This window comes from Neobacillus drentensis NBRC 102427 (assembly GCF_001591445.1).
In the GTDB taxonomy this organism is placed as follows: Bacteria; Bacillota; Bacilli; order Bacillales; family Cytobacillaceae; genus Neobacillus; species Neobacillus drentensis.
This window is the reverse complement of the sequence record NZ_BCUX01000010.1, coordinates 1-20,068: the sequence shown is the minus strand read 5'-3', so window position 1 is coordinate 20,068 and position 20,068 is coordinate 1. Positions and strand designations below refer to the sequence as shown.

Below are 20,068 nucleotides of genomic sequence, written 5' to 3'. Positions count from 1 at the left end.
GACCATTGTTTTCATTTGAAAATGATCATTTACTTGTCGATGATCGGGAGGATTTAATTGCAGTACTTAGAATGCGCTTTGGGGAACTATCTGGAGGAATGATTCAAGAAATCTATGAAATAGATGATATGAATACGTTGCAGAGGCTAATTCTTGCAGCTGCAAATGCAGCCAATTGGGATATCTTTTTGGAAGAGTTACAAAGTGGGAAAGAATCATTTCGACTTTTAGGTGAAGAGTTTAACCCATTAGCAGATCTATTGAGAGGAAGAGATGACAGCGATGCAGTCTAAAAAAAATAACCTCCTTCATTCTCTTAAACATTTAGTGCGCGGGGAACGAATCAATGAGGGGTGGACAGAGGAAAACCCTCGTCCCCGGGATTGGGAGGAGGTCTACCGACGACGCTGGCAGCATGATAAAGTCGTTCGTTCGACACACGGGGTGAACTGTACCGGCTCCTGCAGTTGGAAAATTCATGTTAAGGATGGGATAATCGCTTGGGAAACTCAGCAAACGGATTATCCGTCAACTGGTGATGATTTCCCGGAATATGAACCAAGGGGCTGTCCGCGTGGAGCCAGTTTTTCCTGGTATACATATAGCCCCACTCGTGTGAAATACCCGTATGTTCGCGGGGATTTGTATGCATTGTGGCAAGACGAACTTACCCGGGCCAGTAACCCTATTGAAGCATGGGAAAATATTGTGACCGACCCGAAAAAACGCGAACAATATGTGCAGGCTCGTGGTAAAGGCGGATTTGTCAGGGGCACGTGGAAAGACGTTTGTCTGATGATTGCAGCCTCGACTATTTATACAATTAAAAAATATGGCCCGGACCGTGTTGTTGGGTTTAGTCCCATTCCTGCGATGTCGATGGTCAGTTATTCCGGTGGAACGAGATTTTTATCATTAATCGGAGGGACTATTTTAAGCTTTTACGATTGGTATGCCGATCTTCCACCTGCATCTCCTCAAGTATGGGGGGATCAAACGGATGTTCCTGAAAGTGGAGATTGGTATAATTCAAAGTATTTCATCATTTGGGGAACGAATATCCCGCAAACCAGAACCCCTGATGCCCATTTTATGGTGGAATCACGTTATAACGGAACGAAAGTAGTCGGTGTAAGTCCTGATTATGCGGAATATGATAAGTTCGCAGATATGTGGCTGCCGGCGAAGGCTGGAACCGATGGGGCCCTTGCGATGGCAATGACGCATGTCATTTTAAAGGAGTTTTATGTGGATCAAGAAACACCCTATTTTAGTAATTATGCAAAACAATATACAGACTTGCCCTTTCTTGTCACGTTAACGAAAAAGAATGGCAGCTATCGATCCGATCGTTTTTTACGAGCATCTGATATTTCAGACCAAGAAGATAAATTAGGTGACTGGAAAACTGTGGTCTGGGATGAAAAGCTTAAGAAATTTGCAATTCCAAACGGCAGCCAAGGTTTTAGATGGGATGAAGGTAACAAGTGGAATTTAGATTTGGCGGCCGAAGATGGATCACAAATTAGTCCCCAGCTTAGCTTATTAAATGAAAAAGATGATGTAGCAATGGTTGAATTCCCTTATTTTGCTGAAACAGAGGGCGGAAAAAGCGAACGTGGTGTTCCGGTAAAGCGTATTAAGGACCAATCTGGAAATGAACTAATCGTTACGACTGTCTACGATCTGATGCTTGCCCATACGGGGGTAAACAGAGGTCTTCCAGGTGATTACCCTGTTGATTATCATGACGTAAATAAGCCCTATACACCGGCATGGCAGGAAAGTATTACAGGTGTGAATCAAGCACACGTAATCCAGGTGGCCAGAGAATTTGCTGATAACGCGGCCCGGACGCAAGGAAAATCTATGATTGCGATGGGCGGCGGCACAAACCACTGGTTCCACAGTGATCAAATCTATCGGTCGATTTTGAATCTCGTTTTATTAACGGGTTCGCAAGGGGTAAATGGCGGCGGTTGGGCCCATTATGTTGGCCAGGAAAAGGTCCGTCCCTTGGAAGGATTTTCGCAAATTGCGTTTGCGAATGATTGGGTCAAATCGCCGCGCTTTATGAACGGGACATCCTTCTTTTATTTTGCTACCGAACAATTTCGTTATGAATATGATGCAAACGATTCACAAACGGACTGGGGAAGCCATTATGCAAAAATGCATCCTGCTGATTTTAATGCGATGTCAGCACGTTTAGGCTGGCTGCCAAGCTTTCCACAGCTCTCCCAAAATTCATTGGAAGTGATGAAGGAGGCGAGATCACGCACGGTTAATGACCTTGCATTGATTGAAGATGTGGCGAAGCAGCTAAAAGAAGGAAAGCTTGATTTTGCGATTGAAAATCCGAATGACCCGCGCAACTTTCCGCGTGTGTTTTTTAATTGGCGCTCGAATCTGCTTGGTGACAGTGGAAAGGGCCACGAGTACTTTGTGAAACATTTAATTGGCTCAAAGGATTCAGTCCTATCAGAGGTTGAAAACTCGTGGCAGCCAAAAGATGTGAATATTACCGAAACGCCGCCAGAAGGTAAGACCGATCTTTTTGTAAGTATGGACTTCCGAATGACCAGTTCAGGACTTTTTTCAGATATTATTTTGCCTGCTGCGACCTGGTATGAAAAATATGATATCAGCAGCACGGATCTACATCCCTTTGTGCATCCTTTTAATGCGGCGATTAACCCTCCATGGGAAACGAGAAGTGATTGGGATGCATTCCGAGAAATAGCAAAGGTTTTCTCCGAACTTGCTAAGGAACATCTTCCTGCCCAAGAAGACTTGATCATGTCACCACTTGCACATGATACGATTAATGAAATAGCCCAGCCATTTGGAAAAGTAAAAGACTGGCGGAAGGGTGAAGTGGAGGCAATTCCTGGGAAAACCATGCCAAACTTCACGATTTTAAACCGGGATTATCCTCATGTCTATGATATGTGGATCACGGTCGGGCCCAATATTAAGAACGGATATGGAACAAAGGGTGTTCGTATTCCAGGCGATAAAGTGTACAAGGAATTACTCAGTCGACTTGGAACGTCCAAGCATGAAGGGATCGGAATGGGCTATCCTGATTTATATTCTGATAAAAAGGCAATCAATGCCATCCTGTTAATGTCCGGTGCCACCAACGGAAAACGGGCGGTTGAAGGCTGGAAGTCGATGGAGGAAAAAACGGGTAAAAAGCTTGCCCATATTTCAGAAGGTCGCGAAGAAGAGGATTATACGCTCGATGCGTTAACAATCCAGCCGCGCCAAGCGATATCAACACCTGTTTGGAGTGGCCTGGAAAATGATAATCGTCGCTATTCGCCGTTCACGGTAAATAAGGAATACCATATTCCATGGCATACACTTACAGGACGGCAAAGCTTTTATCTCGATCATGAGGTTATGCTTGATTATGGTGAGGGACTTCCCTTGTATATCCCGCCAATTTCTAAGGGCCCATTTATTAAAGGTGAAAAGGAAGTGGAGAATCAAGGGAAATCGATCACGCTTCGCTATATGACTCCCCACCAAAAATGGGGCATTCATACCATGTTTACGGATACAACCAATATGATTCAGTTATTCCGGGGCTGGCAGGTTGTGTGGATGAATGAAGAGGACGGGGCAGAAATCGGCATTAAGGATAATGATTGGATTGAACTTTACAATCGAAATGGTGTTGTTGTCGCCAGAGCTGTATTAACGTACCGGATGCCGCGCGGGGCTGTTTATATGCATCATGCGCAGGATCGAACCATGGGCGTGCCAGGTAACACCATAAATAAAACGCGTGGTGGAACACATAACAGCGTGACGAGAATATACCCAAAAGCCACCCATATGATTGGCGGGTATTCACAACTAAGCTACGGGTTTAATTATTATGGACCCACAGGAAGTCAGAGGGACACATTGACGATTGTCCGACCATTAAAGGAGGTCGATTGGCTTGAAAATTAAAGCACAAGTGGCAATGGTCATGCACCTTGATAAATGTATTGGCTGTCATACTTGTTCTGTTACCTGTAAAAATGTCTGGACAAACCGCCCAGGGATGGAATACGTCTGGTATAACAATGTGGAGACACGACCAGGGCCCGGCTACCCCAAAGAATGGGAAAATACCGACCGTTACAAGGGCGGCTGGATCATGCGAAATGGAAAATTACATTTAAGAGCAGGGGGACCTATATCCAAGCTGGCAAATATTTTTTACAATCCCAATATGGCTGAAATGGACGATTTTTATGAGCCATGGACGTACGATTTTCAACACTTGCATAATAGCCCGAAGAAAGAAAATTTACCGGTGGCACGACCGAAGTCGATGATTACCGGTAAGTATATGGATAAACCGGAATGGGGGCCTAACTGGGATGATGATCTAGCGGGAGGCAGTGCTGTGGTACCGATGGATCCGAATGTCCAAAAGGTTCAGGAACATATTGCGATGGAATATGAAAAGACATTTATGATGTATTTGCCAAGAATTTGTGAGCATTGTCTTAATCCATCTTGTGTGGCCTCGTGCCCTACCGGTGCTTTATATAAAAGGGATGAGGATGGAATTGTCCTGGTCGACCAGGATGCCTGCCGGGGCTGGCGTTTCTGCCAGAATGGCTGTCCCTATCATAAGGTATATTACAATTGGAATACCCATAAAGCCGAGAAATGTAATTTTTGTTACCCACGGACGGAAGCAGGACTCCCGACGATTTGTTCGGAAACCTGTGTGGGTCGGATTCGCTATATCGGAGTTGTATTATATGATGCAGACAGGGTAAAGGAAGCTGCCTCTGTTGAAGACCCAAAGGAATTGTATGAAGCACAGCTGTCCGTATTTCTAGATCCCTTTGACCCTGAAGTCATTGAGGAGGCGGAAAAACAGGGTATCAATCATTCCTGGATTGATAGTGCACAGGCATCCCCAGTATACAAGATGGCGATAAAGTGGAAAATCGCATTGCCGCTTCACCCGGAATATCGGACATTACCAATGGTTTGGTATGTTCCGCCGCTCAGCCCAATCATGAATCATATTACCAATGCAAATGAGTTATGTGCCGATGGTTATATACCGGCTGTTGATCAAATGCGCATTCCAATGGAGTACTTAGCATCCTTGTTATCTGCAGACGACACTGATGTAATCCGCAGAGTCCTATTAAAAATGGCAGCCATGCGTGTTCATATGCGTGAAAAAACGGTGGGCGGGGCCGATAAGCTGAAGGTCAGCAAGCTTTTAGAAGAAGCGAAAACAACACCGGAGGAGCTAGAAGAGATGGTTCGCTTACTTGCCGTGGCCAAATATAACGAACGATTTGTTATTCCAACCGGCCGCCGTGAAATGGATGGCGATTTACATTATAAGCAGGGTTCCTGCAGCATTGAAGATATAGCCCCCGCTGAAGGAATGACGACATATCCATATGAAAGAAGTGAAAGTCAATGACGAATGAATCCTCCGCCCTTTTAGTAATAATGTCCCGGATTTTGGAATATCCAAATGATGAATTTTTTGAAGAGCGCCCAATCATTGAAAAATTCGTCAATGAACAGATTCATATAGAAGCACAGCGGATGGAAATTTTGGAGAGGATTGCCCCATTATTTGAAATGGGACAAAAGAAACTCCAAGAACTTTATGTGGAAACATTTGATTATAAGGAAAAAACGAGTCTATATTTAACCGCACATGAGCTAGGAGACAGTCGGAAACGTGGTGCCGCCTTAATTAAATTACAAAAGCTCATTTGCGAAGCAGGCTTTGAATATGAGGGGAAGGAACTGGCTGATTATATCCCGATGTTATTGGAACTTTTGGCAGTGGCACCGGGGGAAGAAAATATTATCAGGCTGACGCGCCGTCTGTCCTATGCCATCCATAGGCTTTTAAACAATCTTCCCGGCAGCAATCCATATCACAATGCCATTGACCTTTTGATGATGTTTGTCTTTACAGCACCGGAAAAAGAGGAAATTGCATTCTTGGAAAATGAACGTGAGGAAGCTGATTTGGATGAACTTCCCTACCCTGTAATGTATCGATAGTAAGTTACTCAGTTACTTCAAAGCTAGTCTAAGAAGGAGGTAGGAGATGGAAATGATTTTTTGGTGGACCATTTTTCCTTATATATGCGGTACCATTCTCATCGTGGGAACTTTTTATCGCTTTATTTTTCGTGGGAAAAGCTGGTATGCCCCGTCAACAGAAATTTTTGAAAAAAAGTGGCTGCGATTCGGTTCCGTCCTTTTTCATTATGGGATTATTTTTGCCTTTATTGGTCATGTAATGGGCGTCTTGATTCCAATCGGAGTCTATGAAGCCCTAGGCGTTGGTGAACATCTGTACCATATGGGTGCAATTGCAGGAGGTGGGATCGCTGGACTAATGGTTGTCATTGGCTTGGTGGTGATGATTATTCGGAAGTTTTCTTTTCCGAAGGTCCGTGTGCATACCACTTTTGGTGATTATTTCACGATCGTTCTGTTACTCATAATTGCTGCCCTGGGCACCTATATGACACTCATTTATAGTTATACAGTGGTAGCCTATGAGTATCGATTAACGATTGGTCCGTGGTTTCGGAGTTTATTCACCTTCCATCCATTATCTGAACTCATGTTAGGGATACCAACCGTATTTAAGATCCATGTTATATTGTCATTCTTCCTATTCGCATCCATTCCGTTTACCCAGCTCGTTCATATGTTTAGTTTCCCGGTACGCTATCCAACAAGGGCTCCACAGCAATACCGCTCGCGGAATGGGTATGATAAGAGCTGATTGGGTGCCTGACACCATAATGAAACCTACAGAAAAAACAGCCAGCGGTTTTGGCTGTTTTATCTTTGTCTAGAAGCGGAATTTTGAGCGGTGTCAGGCACTTTATTTAGGCACTTTATTTTAGAAAATTCTCAAAATAAACTTTATTGAAAGCGTATGCTATAATAAATTTAAAAACAACAGCAAGGGGAAATCGCTATGTTGAAAGATATTTTTATGGGTCTATCACAAAATCAATTTCTAAATAGTACAGCTAAAAAATATGGCTTAAAACTAGGGGCACAAAGTGTCGTTGCTGGTACAAATATACCGGAAGTAATCAAAAGTATTAAGGAGCTTAATGCTCATGGAATCTCTTGTACTGTTGATAATTTAGGAGAATTCGTTTTTAAAGAAGAAGAAGCAACTGCTGCGAAAGAACAAATTCTTAAGGTAATCGAAGCAATTCAGGAGAATAAAGTGGATGCACATATTTCCTTAAAACCAACGCAGGTCGGATTAGATATTGACTATCAATTTTGTCTCAATAATGTAAGAGAAATCGTCGATAGAGCACATCGATACGATATTTTTGTCAATATTGATATGGAGGACTTCAAACACCTGGAGCCCACCTTTAATTTATTGGACGACCTGTCACTTGAATATTCTAATGTTGGTACGGTTATTCAATCTTATTTCCACAAAGCACAAGAATACCTTGAAAGATATAAAAATTTCCGGATTCGTCTTGTTAAAGGTGCCTATAAAGAATCCGAAGAAATTGCCTATCAAGATAAAAGGGATATTGATGAAAACTTTATCAAAATTACCGAGTGGCATCTATTAAATGGTAAATTCACTTCGATTGCGACACATGATCATCGAATTATTAACCATATTAAGGAATTTGTTAAGAAGCACACTATTCCCAATGATAAATTCGAATTTCAAATGCTTTATGGTTTTAGAAAAGAAATGCAGCTGCAATTAGCTAGTGAAGGCTATAACTTCTGTACCTATGTTCCTTTCGGCAATGATTGGTACGGTTATTTCATGAGACGATTAGCAGAAAGACCGCAAAACCTAAATCTTGTGGCTAAGCAAGTCTTTAATAAAAAAACAAACACTGTCATCGGTGTAGCAGCAGGTGCATTCTTATTAGGAAGATTAACAAAGGCTGAAAAGAAAAAGCGGCGCTAAACATTTTTAAATTATGAAAGCAAAATTTATCAACCTCCCATTTCAGTAAATGGGAGGTTTTTTGCCAGAATTATAGAGCAAATTATGAAACTTTTGTGTTTCGTTAAATTTCTACCGCTTACCTATTGCGCAAATTGGTAAATTATCTCTATAATAAGAGCAAAGAGATTGTGAAGGAGTGAGCAAACTGTGGATTATGATAAAAAGAAGGTGGTAATCCTAGGCGGGGGCTACGCGGGATTAATGACCGCAGTTACTTTGCAGAAAAAAGTGCATCCATCCCGAATTGAAATTTATTTGGTCAATAAAAATGATTATCACTATTTTACGACCAAGGTACACGAAGCAGGAGCAGGGACGGTGGATCCAGAATCAATTAAACTGCCTATTCAGGAATTAATTGATTCCAAGCGGGTCACATTCATACAAGATGAAGTCACCGGATTGGACATAGAACGGAAACGGGTCATATGTAAAAATCAGACTCTAAATTATGATTTCGTAGTAGTGGGCATTGGCGGTACTCCTAAAACGTTTAACATTCCTGGATTAGAGGAACATGCCTTCTTTTTATTCAATTGGGAAGGAACCTATCGTTTGCGAAAACACATTGAAGAAAAGTTTCAGGAATTTAGCAGGCAGCGAACAGGAAAAATAAACTTGGTGATTGGTGGTCCAGGATTTACAGGGATGGAGTTTATCCATGAATTAACTAATAGTATCCCTATGCTGTGCAAACGTTTTAAAGTGGTTCCTAATGATGTAAACATTATTGTTGTAGAACCAAACCAAGGCATACTTCAAGGTTTTCCGGAAGCAATAGTCTCAGATGCCGTTAATTCACTCCGAAAAACGATTATAGAATATAAAGTTGGCCTTCAGGTGACGAAGGTCGAGGATAGAAAGGTAATCTTAGAAGACGGTACTGAAATTCCGACTGACACGTTTATCTGGGCAGGCGGGGTTATGGGGAATCCACTTCTAGATGGTCTAGGGTTTGAATTGTTAGATGGCAGAGTCAAATTGAATGAGTTTTGTGAAGTTCCTGGCTGTCAGGATGTCTATGTCATCGGCGATGCCTCAGTTAGTTTAAATGAAAAAGGTAAACCGTATCCACCCACCGCCCAAATTGCAATTCAACAAGGACAGTATTGTGCCTATAATATGGCCATGAAAATTTATGGTCAGCCTGTTAAACCGTTCCACTATATTCATCGTGGAACCGTTATGTCATTAGGAAAAGGTAATGCTACGGGGACAGTTTATGATCATCATATCAGCGGACATTTTGCTGCATTGATGAAATGGATGATCGAAATGCGCTATTGTTTTATGTTAGGCGGTTTGCCTCTAGTTCGTAAACAATGGAAAAACTAATTTTAGCTAGTTGCTGACAACATTTGCTGTTCTGAAAAGGAATTTTGGTGTATATGCAGATTTTTGCGGTAAAAGGAAAAATGAAATACGTTAAGTGATAAAAACCCGCAAGGATGGACAATCCCGAGGGTTTTTTCATGAAATCCTAACGCATCAGTTTTCAAAGATAAAGGTGTCATGCACCAGGTTTTACAGCATTGTAGGAGAAGTTATTATCATCCCATTGAAAGATACCTTCTTGAAGCTTAATTGTGTCATTAAAAGGGCATATGATGGGAAAATTGCCGTCTTCGGCTTCCTCATCCAAACTATTAGTCTTTTGATCGATTAGCTGGTTCTTTAGTTGAAGCATGTCTATTTTTGAAGCAACACGAAGGATTTTATCAAGAGTTATTTTCTTTTCGCTAATTCCATGACTGTTACATATGCTTGTCTGAAAACTCTTGTTATATTGGATCATCATATGCAAATCATTGATACATGCAACTCCAAAAACCTCTTTTATTACATCCTCATAGCGCAGCTGGGTGCCAGTTGCAAATTTAATAATATTCTTTTCAGGATTTTCTAAAAAATAAACTGTTTCAATAAAATTTTCCATAAAAACACCCTTTCTATATTTTCATTTCATTTGCCGATTCATAAAGATGAATTTCAATGAGACAGTGAGTAAAAATTTATGTCATTTCATCTGATTAGGAGTATTTACCTATACAGCTGCTCCCTGAAAATCAGTACGTTTATAAATATTATATCATATTTTGGTTTTGTCTGCTGACTCAACTCGAAATATGAAGATATTTGTCGGAAAATTTATTTTCTTAATTATCGTGATGTTAATAATTTTCCATATAATGATGCACCTAAAATAAGTAATATCATAAGCTTGAACTCACCAAATTGGTGAGTTTTTTTATTTTCAATTCCTAATGTTTCTTACCAATATTAACAAGTAGTAAACTAATAGTTTTATACTGTAATATTCTAATATAAGTACCTCATCCTAATATGAACGGAGAATGATATTGAAAAAATTGGGCGCCTGTTTTCTGGCCTTATTATTATTAATAAATGTACTCATTCCAAGTGTTTCAGCTGAAAAACTAGAACCAAAGATAAAAGTAAAGCTGGTTAATTATTTTGGCAATAAAACAGAGGTAACGATTAAACCCACAGGCGAATATTTAATTGATCAATCAATTGTCCGCTTAACAACCGGAAAGTCCTATCTAGTAAAATATAATAATAACAAAATAACTATACTAGATGGAACAACACCACTTTTTACCTCAGACACAGTAAAGCTATTACCACTTAAGGAAACTAACTATCTAGCTATTAATAATCGTAATTATCTAGGTTCATTCCAATTTGTCCCAGAAAATTCAAAGTATGTTCGTCCTATTAACGAGATCTTCATGGAAGATTATTTAAAGGGTGTTGTACCTACTGAAATGTATGCTGAATGGCACCGAGAAGCCTTGAAAACACAAGCGGTAGCTGCTCGAACGTATGCTTTTTCATATCAAGGGGTAACAATCGATGATACCATCAACTATCAAGTATATGGTGGATACAATTGGCATCCGAACAGCACGGCGGCAGTAGATGAGACAAAAGGGGAAGTAATAAAGGTAAACGGACGCTTGATCAGTGCTGTTTTCTCTGCCAGTAATGGCGGGAAAACAGAATCGAATGCAAATAGTTGGAACAACTCACCTGTATCTTACTTGACGATTAAAGAAGATAAGTATGATGCAAAAACAGCCTGGGATTTTTCTGTAAAAAAACAACAATTTATCCCTGCCAAATTAACATGGAATCAAATGAAGGAAAATGATACAACCATAACAAACACGATTAAAACATGGATGGCAAACCATGGCTGAAAAGGAAATTAAAATAACCGCAATCCCTATTTTATCTTTACACACTCCTACATCAGGAGGCCGAGTCTCTAAAGGAGATATTACAGTTGAATTTTTCACAAAAGATAAAGTGGACGAAAAAGGTTCTTTTATTCCGCAAAAGAAAGAATATAAAAATGTAGCGGCTTCGCAAATCCGTGCTATGGTTGGCAATCGAATCATGAAGAGCTATCTGGTAACGAACAAAACAGAGACCGACGAAACCATTACAGTCAAAGGACTAGGTGACGGTCATGGAGTTGGGTTAAGTCAATGGGGTGCTCAGAATCGTGCTATGATAGGGAATCAAAAATACGATGAGATTCTTGGCTTTTATTATGAAGGGGCGGCTATTGTTAAAGAATATAGTGAGCGACCATTAACGGTTGTACAAGCACCTGCAAACACGAACGAACCAAAAAAGGATAACATAGCTCCAAAATTAAGCAGTGTTATAGCAAGTGTTGACAACAAAAAAAATAAAGCTGTCATTTCTTTTAAGACGAATGAAATAGCAAAAGTGACCGTCTATATAAAGAATATTAGTGGAAGAACCCTAAGTTACTTGAAAAAAGATGTTTCCACAAAAGCAGGTACAACTAAGCTAGGATACAGCACAGCTTCGCTTGGAAATGGAAGATATTCCGTTGTAATCTCGGCAGCAGACCCAAATAAAAATCGGTCGAGCGTTACAACAACTTTTAATGTAAAAAAAGTTGTTAAAACAAAAAAAGGTAAAGTGACAGCATCAAGATTAAATGTACGAGCTACGGCCTCAACCAAAAGTAAAGTCATTGGTACATTAAAGAAAAATCAATCTGTGACCATTGTCTCAACAATTGGTTCTTGGAAAAAAATCAAATACGGCAAAACCACAGGTTATGTTTCAAGCAAATATATAAAATAAAAGGCAGATCAACCATCTGCCTTTTTTTTATCGAATAATAGGGTATTTTTCTATAGCCAACAATTTTTCCTTCATCTCCAAACCGCCCCGGAAACCAGTTAGCTTTCCGTTCTTACCAATTACACGATGGCAAGGGACCGTTATTAAGATAGGGTTCGCCCCGATGGCAGCAGCTACGGCACGTACCGATTTCGGTTTTTGCAGGATTTCAGCAATTTCGGAGTACGTATGTGTACTGCCAAATGGAATAGTGTTTAAAGCATTCCAAACTGATTGCTGAAAGGGAGTTCCGTGAAAATCGATTGGAAAAGTAAATGACGTGCGCTTCCCGTCAAAATACTCAGTGAATTCGTCAACATAGGGTTTTAATTTTTTATCATTTTGCTCTAATATGTGATGCGGAAGTTTTTTTTGGACCCAATTCACTAGTTCTTCCATATCCTTATGATTGGAACCTACATAACAAAGTCCGTCTACCGTTGCGGCAAGATACATTTTCCATGGTCCATGAAGAAACAAGCTCCAATAAATAATTTTTTTATCCATTGAAAAAACTCCAATCTTTATTTTTTAAATCATTAAACGATATTCTCAGTATACCTTTATTTGAATATGGGAAGTAAGATATTTTAAATCGAAAAACAAGATTACCCAAGATAAATGTAAGCGTTCTAAAATAGTTAAAGAAATATTCACAGGATTTTTGAAGAAAATGTTATAAAATAGTATTATGTTAAATATTTCACATACTATAGATGCATTTAAAAAGGAGTATGTCTTATGGGATACAGTAAACCCGAACAAATCATGGAAATTACCGTTGAAAATGGAGTAAAGAAATCAAAATACCCTCCTTTACAAACACTGATCTTAGGATTTGAAGCAGGTGCCTTCATTGCTTTAGGTTATTTACTTTTCATTCGAGTCACAGCAACTTTAACAGGAAATTTAGAGGGGTTAAGTAGTTTGATTGGTGCATCCGTCTTCCCAATCGGCCTGATCCTCACCTTGCTTGCAGGGGGCGAGCTATTGACAGGAAATATGATGGCTGTGCCTCTCGCTCGAATCGCAAACAAGATTAGCACTAGACAGGTTATTATTAATTGGTTTCTTGTTACGGTCAGTAACTTTATCGGGGCCCTGTTTGTAGCTTACTTTTTTGGACATCTGGTTGGACTTACCGAAACAGGACCCTTCTTGGAAAGAACGATTAGTATAGCTGACCATAAATTAGAAGCAACCTTTCTCCAAGCATTCGTTTCGGGGATTGGCTGTAATTGGCTGGTAGCAGCGGCAGTTTGGCTTTGTTATGGAGCAAACGATATGGTCGGAAAAATTGTAGGTATTTGGTTTCCAACAATGGCATTTGTCGCGATCGGATTCCAACACGTTGTAGCGAATATGTTTGTGATTCCCGCTGCAATATTTGCCGGACATTTTACTTGGCTAGCTTATATTGAAAATTTTATCCCAGTCTTTCTGGGAAATGCGGTTGGGGGTTCAGTCTTTATAGCACTCGCCTATTGGCATGCCTATAAGAAAAAAGAACTTCCTTATATGGAACCGAAAGTGGTACAACCGATAATGAAAAGCAGCGTAAGATAATTTGCAGTTTTATAAAAATCATATATCTTTACCGTTAAAGCTCCTTACATCCAAGGGGCTTTTTTGTTAATTTATCGATTCTTTTTTGTCATATTGACATCTCCATGTGAATAAAATCCAAGAATGAATGGACTTCGTTTGGAGTGCAGCATTTTCTGCACGAGAAAATATAGGATATGAGGTTGGGGAAATGACAAAACGCTCGTGGCTAGTATCGATATTATTAATCTGCGGCATCATCGTGATGACCGGATGTACAGGAAAGACGAAAACAGAAAAGGCAGTTGAAGAAAAAGTAACAGAAACACAGCAACAACCTGAGCAAAAACCACAAGAAGAACCACAGAAGGAAGAAGAACCACAACCAATCACCGTAAATGTCCTCGACCCAAATACAAGATCCATTTTGAAATCCTTTTTACCGGTGGAAATGGGTTTTGGAACCGATAATGGAACTTATAAAAAGGAACTTGAAATATGGGCAAAGAATTTAGCGAGAGGGACGGAAAATACCAAAGGATATGACCAACGAATGATTCTTGATAAGCTTGACTCTAATGGTCAAATCATTAAGGGGAAACCTAGAATTATCTTAGAGGAATCAGAGTTGGTTGAAAAAGTAATAACAGCATCGGCCGTAGGCGGTGATATTGAATTGCCTCTATACGTGACCGAGAGCGGCTATAAGCCTGAGGATGTTGAACATTTAGGGGAAGTAGTTGTGGCAAGCTTTACTACGAGATTTAATAGCGGGGTTATTGGCCGTTCAAAGAATATTGAACTATCGGCAGAGGCCATTAATAATATCATTGTTGGCGCGGGAGATAATTTTTCATTTAATACCACTGTGGGACCGAGTGATGCTTCCCATGGCTATCAGAAGGCAAAGGAAATTGTAAATAAGCAACTAGTCGACGGAATCGGCGGTGGGATTTGCCAAACGTCATCGACCCTGTTCAATGCTGTAGATCAGGTAGGCGTCAGTTATATTGAAAAACATCACCATTCCCTTTCTGTGGGCTATGTACCTGCCGGAAGAGATGCAACCGTATCTTACGGTGGACCAGACTTCCAATTTCAAAATACTTCTGGAGCCCCCTTTATCATCAAATCCATCTATAAAAAAGGAACCTTAACAATCGAAATAAGGACATCAGCAGCTTACCAAAGTCTAATAGCCAAACATTAACTGGTGTCAGGCACCAAAATCGTCTAACGGAAAAATGCCATACATTAAAAAACCCGCTATTATGCCTTCTACTGCGAAGTGGAAGTGTAATAGTGGGTTTTCTCTTTTCAAGCCTATTAAAATGTGTATATTCCTTCCTTTGAAAACAAAAAATACCATGGTTCATTGATAAAATGGTAGGAGGATTTGCATGGTATGGTGTAAGAAAGCGGTTATAGCCTTGACTCTCGTTTTAGTAGTCGGAGGATTGGGATGTAAAGGTGCAGACGCAAGGAATCTAACAGAAACAGATCTGCCTGACCAAATGATACGTCAAGCACAGTCTGTAGAGGCAGTCAAACAAAAGCCGACGAAGGTAAAGAACCAAGGACTCTCGAAAGTGCACCACGGACATATATCCAATCGTCCGGAAGCTGTTAATCCCAACAAAGGAAAACCACCTGCAGCAAATAATCAGTTTATTCAAGTTCAACTTTTAGGTATCAATGACTTGCATGGTCAATTAAATATCACGAGGAAAGTAAACGGGAAACCGGTTGGACGCGTGGATTATTTAGCAGCTTATTTAAAACAACGGGAGGCTGAAAATAAAAATACGCTATTGGTTCAAGCAGGAGACATGGTAGGTGCAAGTCCTCCAGTTTCCGCTCTATTACAGGATGAACCGACGATTGAGGTCTTGAACAAACTAGGATTTGATATTGGAACAGTAGGAAACCATGAGTTTGATGAAGGCGTAACAGAATTGCTTCGTCTTATTAAAGGGGGAGCACATCCGAAAACAGGTAATTTTGTCGGTTCGAAATTTCCATGGATCGCTGCGAATGTAATCAATGATAAAACAGGTGAGACGATTCTGCCACCTTATCAAGTGATGAAAGTAAATGGGATGCCCATCGGTTTTATCGGTGTAGTAACGACTGAAACTCCAAAACTCGTTGACCCAAGCGGGGTGGCCGGATTAACATTTACGGATGAAGTGGAAGCAATTAATCAAAATGTAGCTGAGTTGAAAAGGCAAGGCGTAAAATCAATTGTTGTATTAGCCCATATCCCTGGTACTTCAGGTCTAAACGGAGAAAATCCAGCAGGGCAGCTTGTCGATATCGCGAACCGAGTCGACGATGAAGTAGATATCATCTTCGGTGGCCATAATCATGCCTATATGAATGCAACGATTGACAATAAACTTGTTGTCCAAGCCTATTCCTATGGAACAGCCTTCTCAGATGTTGATCTAGAAATTGACCCAAAAACGAAAAATATTGTTTCAAAAAAAGCAGAAATTGTAACCACTTTTCAAGAAGGTATCGAGCCAGATCTCGGAATAAAAAAGATGATTACTGATTATGAAGCAAAAGTAAAACCGATTGTTAATAAAGTTGTTGGCACTTCATCTGAGGGTCTGTCCGCGAGGCTAAATGCAAATGGGGAATCAGAGCTGGGTGATTTTATTGCAGATGCACAAAGAAAGGCGCTGAACACCGACATAGCCTTAATGAATCTTGGCGGAATTCGAGCGGATATCGACCCAGGGGATATCACATGGGGTGAAATCTACACAGTACAGCCATTTAATAATACCCTAGTTAAAATGACGATGACTGGGGAGCAGATTCGTTCATTGCTAAACCAGCAGTGGAGTGCTGCCCACACGAATATGCTGCAAATATCTGGTTTAAGCTATAGTTGGGATTCAACTAAACCAGCAGGACAAAGAGTCATAAGCACTAAGCTCTCAGATGGCACGGAAATAGATCCAAATAAATCATATTCTGTGACAGCGAATAGCTTCCTTTCTAATGGGGGTGATGGATTCACCATATTTACCCAAGCCCGAAACAAAGAAATCGGTCCAACAGACCTTGAAGCATTAGTTCATTTTATTTCAGCGCAGCCTAAACCTTTCACTTTCCATATTCAAAATCGTATCCATAGAGTTCAGTAAAACAAAAGGGTGTCAGGCACCAATTGGTGCCTGACACCCTTTTGTTGTTCCCTATTGTAAGGCTTCAATGGTTAGCTCTTTAGCAGGCAGGAAGTCTTCACCGGTGTTGAAGTAACGGACGGTCACTTTATCTCCTTCTTTTAAGTAGATAGCCAGTGGAACCTTTTCTGATGAAATCATAAAATTTTGCCGGTTGTCTAATAAAAATGAGACAACCGTGAAATCTCCACTTTTCTCCTTATAAACTCTCACCACTGAACCGCTGATTAGCTTTTCTTCTGCTTTAGAACTGCCGTCTACAGTGCCCTTGCCCCTTTGCAAGGCAATTTTATACTGTTTAAGTGCGTCGTTCGGTGTGTTAGCGTATACAGAAATTTCCGGATTAGCTGCCGAAACGATAAAGTAATTTTGTAGAAAACCGTTTGAGTCCAAGACAGCCGTCAACCAGCTGGCTTCTCCGTAAAAATTGTAGAGAATCGGCATTTGCCCATGCCATTTCTTTTCAATAAACTTCTTTTCTATGATTTGCAAAGCCCCCTGTGAATCCATATAGGATTGTTCAGGATTACCTGTATAGAATGTTGCTTTTCCAGTCCTGGAATTGGTCAACGAATAACCCAGCATAGAATCTACACCTTCTTTTGGACTTGTGAAATCAGTAAAGTAATACATCGTACCATTTTCATCAAAGATTGGGCTAACATTTGACTCCGTTCCTTCATCTGATGGGAGTTTCACGTCTGATTTTCCAAACTTACTATTCCAGAAACCATGAATAAAGTTACCGTAATAACTGTTTTGCAAACTAACCGCTTCAGGTGAGACGGCTCCATCGATAAATGCTGGAACATCTGCTAGCGGAAATTCTTTCATTGCGCCACTCTTAGAATCTACGACTACTATCCCTTTAGCTGTAAATCCATTACGGGCTGAAATAAAATCACCATAGGTACGGATGTAAAATGGTTTTCCTTCCTCGTCAATTTCTAATTGAACATCCCCGTAGAAGATCTTCTTCGGATATTGCATACGTATATGCCGTTCAATACTTTTATTAAAAAAAGAGGAAGGGGTATAAACCATTTCGGATTTAATGAATTTGGGATTTGCAGTAGAATCCGTTGCACTTAAGGTAAAGTAGCCTGGTGTACTATTTCCTTTCCACCACTTAAAAAATCCAGAGAATTCCACCGGAGCAATATAAACATAATCTCCGTTCAGCTTTTGAATTTGAAGATTTCCAAGTTCGTAGTAGCTAGTGTTTGGGACTTGCCCAAATGCCTTTTTCATTTTGTTACGTGCAAACTGTGGAGGAACACTAGCAGGTGTTTCCTTCTCATCAAAGGTCTGAATCTCTACCTTTTCATCCATTTTTGCCAGTTTATACTTTACATCAGCATTAAAAATAAAGGCGGTTAAGAAATAAATTCCCAGTCCTAAACATGCGAGGAAAAGAAGTCCTTTGACCTTTCTTTCGATGCCTTTAGCTGGGAATGCACCACCGGCGGAAAGGAAGAGACCTAACAGCCATAAAGAAGAGAAGTTTCTATCAAAATTACTAAAATAATAGAATGAAAACACTGAAAACAAGAGAAATACAACAACGGTAATAAATATTCCCAGTTTCAGTTTTTGGCCTTCTTTTTTGCTGCCCTGCTCTTTTGTAAAAATGGGTATTAAAATAAGTCCGGCCCCTATACCAATTATCATGGTAAATAGAAAAATGTTTCCCATAAAATATCTCCTTTTCAACTTTGACTTCCAAATCAGTCTATTCATATACGTATAATCAGGCAGTTTGGTTTCATATTAATCTGGTGTCAGGCACCATGTGAAAATAGTTTTGTTTTTATAATATTTTGCCTATTAATTGACCTATGAAATTTTTCAATGATATCATATCAATGAAAGCGTTTTCGATAAAGGGGGAGAGCTCAATGGAAGAGAAGATAGTAAATGCCATTCAAGATGAGTATCCGAATGATTTTGCGTGGTGTTATGGATGTGGACGTTTAAATGAAGAGGGGCACCACTTTCGTACCGGCTGGAGCGGGGAGAAGACGGTAACCATCTTTACACCCGAAAACAACCATCTAGCATTACCCGGTTTTGTTTATGGCGGCATTGTTGCCTCATTAATAGATTGTCATGGAACAGGGTCTGCTGCGTTAGCTCTGCACCGAAAAAATGGTCATGAAGCAGGGGATGGGATGGAACCACCACGTTTTGTCACGGCATCATTAAATGTAAATTTTCTAAAACCCACTCCGCATGGGGTCCCATTACAAGCAATTGGTACTGTCCAAGAGATCCACCCGAAAAAATTTAAGGTGGAGACTGAGGTCTTTGCAAATGAAATTCTATGTGCACGAGGTGAGGTAGTAGCCGTTGTCATGCCTAATACTTTCTTAAACAAATAATATAGAAAGACCGGTCCGCTTTGCTATTATGGCAAAGTGGATTTTTGTAATACAAATGAAATATCGTTTTTCGAAACAAAACTCAACCTAGGTCCGTCTAACTAAGTATAAATGTCATTACGGAGGAGGACGGATGGGATGAAGGAAAGAATAATCATTACCTTGATGATTGTAATTATTGGAGGATCCTGTATTGGTATTAGTACTTTGGGTTCTGCCCTATTACAAGAAGAGAATCCCATCCGATTAATTATTTCAGCCATGAAGCTTAAACTTTCCGATACTGAATATGTCCAGTTTGCAAAAACGGAAAAACGGAGTAGGTATTTATCTATTAATACAGACCATAGTCGATATGAAGTAGTTAAGGAATATATGATTTCAAAAGGATGGATGTTTCAAGAGCAGATGGGGTCCGGCCTTATTTTTACAAAAAATGATGAAGATGCAGTAGTTGAAATTAAACAATACTCAAAGCATTATTTCATTTGGGAAGTTCAGCGGGCACTTTATAAGTAATAAGCGTACATAGAAAATTCTTGTTCCACAAAAAAACCCCTAATCATCTACCTAACGGGTTTACTTTAGAGGTGCAAACATTGTAAAAAACATAGGAAAACGCACTTGAATTCACAATATAATTCACAGGGTAAATCACAGGGTAAATCACAGGGTATGAAATAATTATTGGAGGTCTGTGAATTTGTTGTGATTTAGTACGTGGATTATGTTGGGATTAC

General features: G+C 40.1%; 17 protein-coding genes. 14 read left to right on the top strand and 3 right to left on the bottom strand.

Annotation, left to right across the window (positions count from 1 at the left end; genetic code table 11):
• Window positions 1-5: 5 nt before the first annotated feature.
• The 7 genes from BDR01S_RS06325 to BDR01S_RS06295 all read left to right on the top strand — a co-directional run bounded on the left by BDR01S_RS06325 (window position 6) and on the right by BDR01S_RS06295 (window position 9,352).
• Entirely contained in the window at window positions 6-293 is a 288-nt protein-coding gene (locus BDR01S_RS06325) for a hypothetical protein (RefSeq protein ID WP_066255066.1), read from the top strand.
• Window positions 283-3,966, top strand: a complete 3,684-nt coding sequence (locus tag BDR01S_RS06320) for a nitrate reductase subunit alpha (protein ID WP_066255063.1) — start codon at window positions 283-285, stop codon at window positions 3,964-3,966. Before BDR01S_RS06325 ends, BDR01S_RS06320 begins: the two co-directional genes overlap by 11 nt.
• Window positions 3,956-5,458 carry a nitrate reductase subunit beta gene (gene narH, locus BDR01S_RS06315; RefSeq protein ID WP_066255060.1) on the top strand — a complete coding sequence of 501 codons (1,503 nt, stop codon included), beginning with the start codon at window positions 3,956-3,958 and terminating at the stop codon, window positions 5,456-5,458. Before BDR01S_RS06320 ends, narH begins: the two co-directional genes overlap by 11 nt.
• A complete protein-coding gene (narJ, locus tag BDR01S_RS06310) occupies window positions 5,455-6,057 on the top strand; it encodes a nitrate reductase molybdenum cofactor assembly chaperone (RefSeq protein ID WP_066255058.1) in 603 nt (200 codons plus the stop codon). Before narH ends, narJ begins: the two co-directional genes overlap by 4 nt.
• Window positions 6,058-6,103: 46 nt before the next feature.
• On the top strand, window positions 6,104-6,793 hold the full coding sequence (gene narI, locus BDR01S_RS06305) for a respiratory nitrate reductase subunit gamma (RefSeq protein WP_066255057.1): 690 nt from the start codon (window positions 6,104-6,106) through the stop codon (window positions 6,791-6,793).
• Between the two features lie 198 nt (window positions 6,794-6,991).
• Window positions 6,992-7,975: a proline dehydrogenase family protein gene (locus BDR01S_RS06300; RefSeq protein ID WP_066255051.1), complete on the top strand. Its 984-nt coding sequence runs from the start codon at window positions 6,992-6,994 to the stop codon at window positions 7,973-7,975.
• A 189-nt stretch (window positions 7,976-8,164) separates the two neighbouring features.
• Window positions 8,165-9,352 (top strand): NAD(P)/FAD-dependent oxidoreductase, encoded by a 1,188-nt coding sequence (locus BDR01S_RS06295; protein ID WP_066363064.1) that lies wholly within the window; start codon window positions 8,165-8,167, stop codon window positions 9,350-9,352.
• Window positions 9,353-9,527: 175 nt separating this feature from the next.
• On the opposite strand, the gene BDR01S_RS06290 is transcribed toward BDR01S_RS06295, so the two are convergent.
• Window positions 9,528-9,953 (bottom strand): hypothetical protein, encoded by a 426-nt coding sequence (locus BDR01S_RS06290; RefSeq protein ID WP_066255049.1) that lies wholly within the window; start codon window positions 9,951-9,953, stop codon window positions 9,528-9,530.
• Window positions 9,954-10,377: 424 nt separating this feature from the next.
• On the opposite strand from BDR01S_RS06290, the gene BDR01S_RS06285 reads away from it, so the two are divergent.
• Window positions 10,378-11,241 carry a SpoIID/LytB domain-containing protein gene (locus tag BDR01S_RS06285; RefSeq protein ID WP_066255046.1) on the top strand — a complete coding sequence of 288 codons (864 nt, stop codon included), beginning with the start codon at window positions 10,378-10,380 and terminating at the stop codon, window positions 11,239-11,241.
• Window positions 11,234-12,166 carry an SH3 domain-containing protein gene (locus BDR01S_RS06280; protein WP_066255043.1) on the top strand — a complete coding sequence of 311 codons (933 nt, stop codon included), beginning with the start codon at window positions 11,234-11,236 and terminating at the stop codon, window positions 12,164-12,166. The genes BDR01S_RS06285 and BDR01S_RS06280 overlap by 8 nt, the downstream gene beginning before the upstream one ends.
• Window positions 12,167-12,193: 27 nt before the next feature.
• On the opposite strand, the gene BDR01S_RS06275 is transcribed toward BDR01S_RS06280, so the two are convergent.
• A complete protein-coding gene (locus tag BDR01S_RS06275; protein WP_066255037.1) occupies window positions 12,194-12,712 on the bottom strand; it encodes a methylated-DNA--[protein]-cysteine S-methyltransferase in 519 nt (172 codons plus the stop codon).
• A gap of 234 nt (window positions 12,713-12,946) precedes the next feature.
• Here BDR01S_RS06275 and BDR01S_RS06270 point away from each other — a divergent pair, with 234 nt between their 5' ends.
• The 3 genes from BDR01S_RS06270 to BDR01S_RS06260 all read left to right on the top strand — a co-directional run bounded on the left by BDR01S_RS06270 (window position 12,947) and on the right by BDR01S_RS06260 (window position 16,908).
• A complete protein-coding gene (locus BDR01S_RS06270; protein WP_066255035.1) occupies window positions 12,947-13,771 on the top strand; it encodes a formate/nitrite transporter family protein in 825 nt (274 codons plus the stop codon).
• Between the two features lie 190 nt (window positions 13,772-13,961).
• Window positions 13,962-14,960, top strand: a complete 999-nt coding sequence (locus tag BDR01S_RS06265; RefSeq protein WP_066255030.1) for a VanW family protein — start codon at window positions 13,962-13,964, stop codon at window positions 14,958-14,960.
• 190 nt (window positions 14,961-15,150) lie between these two features.
• Window positions 15,151-16,908 carry a bifunctional metallophosphatase/5'-nucleotidase gene (locus tag BDR01S_RS06260; RefSeq protein ID WP_235846498.1) on the top strand — a complete coding sequence of 586 codons (1,758 nt, stop codon included), beginning with the start codon at window positions 15,151-15,153 and terminating at the stop codon, window positions 16,906-16,908.
• 51 nt (window positions 16,909-16,959) lie between these two features.
• Here BDR01S_RS06260 and BDR01S_RS06255 read toward each other — a convergent pair whose 3' ends face one another.
• Window positions 16,960-18,642: a glycosyltransferase family protein gene (locus tag BDR01S_RS06255; RefSeq protein ID WP_066255028.1), complete on the bottom strand. Its 1,683-nt coding sequence runs from the start codon at window positions 18,640-18,642 to the stop codon at window positions 16,960-16,962.
• A gap of 203 nt (window positions 18,643-18,845) precedes the next feature.
• Here BDR01S_RS06255 and BDR01S_RS06250 point away from each other — a divergent pair, with 203 nt between their 5' ends.
• Together BDR01S_RS06250 and BDR01S_RS06245 are read left to right on the top strand one after the other, a co-directional pair.
• Window positions 18,846-19,328 (top strand): PaaI family thioesterase, encoded by a 483-nt coding sequence (locus BDR01S_RS06250; RefSeq protein ID WP_066255026.1) that lies wholly within the window; start codon window positions 18,846-18,848, stop codon window positions 19,326-19,328.
• A 138-nt stretch (window positions 19,329-19,466) separates the two neighbouring features.
• A complete protein-coding gene (locus tag BDR01S_RS06245) occupies window positions 19,467-19,847 on the top strand; it encodes a hypothetical protein (RefSeq protein WP_066255023.1) in 381 nt (126 codons plus the stop codon).
• Window positions 19,848-20,068: the final 221 nt, after the last annotated feature.

Bases quoted from the DNA above. Each gene is read 5' to 3' on its own strand.
- BDR01S_RS06245 (WP_066255023.1), top strand. From the start codon at position 19,467: ATGAAGGAAAGAATAATCATTACCTTGATGATTGTAATTATTGGAGGA.
- BDR01S_RS06255 (WP_066255028.1), bottom strand. From the start codon at position 18,642: ATGGGAAACATTTTTCTATTTACCATGATAATTGGTATAGGGGCCGGA.
- BDR01S_RS06275 (WP_066255037.1), bottom strand. From the start codon at position 12,712: ATGGATAAAAAAATTATTTATTGGAGCTTGTTTCTTCATGGACCATGG.
- BDR01S_RS06320 (WP_066255063.1), top strand. From the start codon at position 283: ATGCAGTCTAAAAAAAATAACCTCCTTCATTCTCTTAAACATTTAGTG.
- BDR01S_RS06250 (WP_066255026.1), top strand. From the start codon at position 18,846: ATGGAAGAGAAGATAGTAAATGCCATTCAAGATGAGTATCCGAATGAT.
- BDR01S_RS06265 (WP_066255030.1), top strand. From the start codon at position 13,962: ATGACAAAACGCTCGTGGCTAGTATCGATATTATTAATCTGCGGCATC.
- narJ (WP_066255058.1), top strand. From the start codon at position 5,455: ATGACGAATGAATCCTCCGCCCTTTTAGTAATAATGTCCCGGATTTTG.
- BDR01S_RS06280 (WP_066255043.1), top strand. From the start codon at position 11,234: ATGGCTGAAAAGGAAATTAAAATAACCGCAATCCCTATTTTATCTTTA.
- BDR01S_RS06260 (WP_235846498.1), top strand. From the start codon at position 15,151: ATGGTATGGTGTAAGAAAGCGGTTATAGCCTTGACTCTCGTTTTAGTA.
- BDR01S_RS06290 (WP_066255049.1), bottom strand. From the start codon at position 9,953: ATGGAAAATTTTATTGAAACAGTTTATTTTTTAGAAAATCCTGAAAAG.
- narI (WP_066255057.1), top strand. From the start codon at position 6,104: ATGGAAATGATTTTTTGGTGGACCATTTTTCCTTATATATGCGGTACC.
- BDR01S_RS06300 (WP_066255051.1), top strand. From the start codon at position 6,992: ATGTTGAAAGATATTTTTATGGGTCTATCACAAAATCAATTTCTAAAT.
- BDR01S_RS06270 (WP_066255035.1), top strand. From the start codon at position 12,947: ATGGGATACAGTAAACCCGAACAAATCATGGAAATTACCGTTGAAAAT.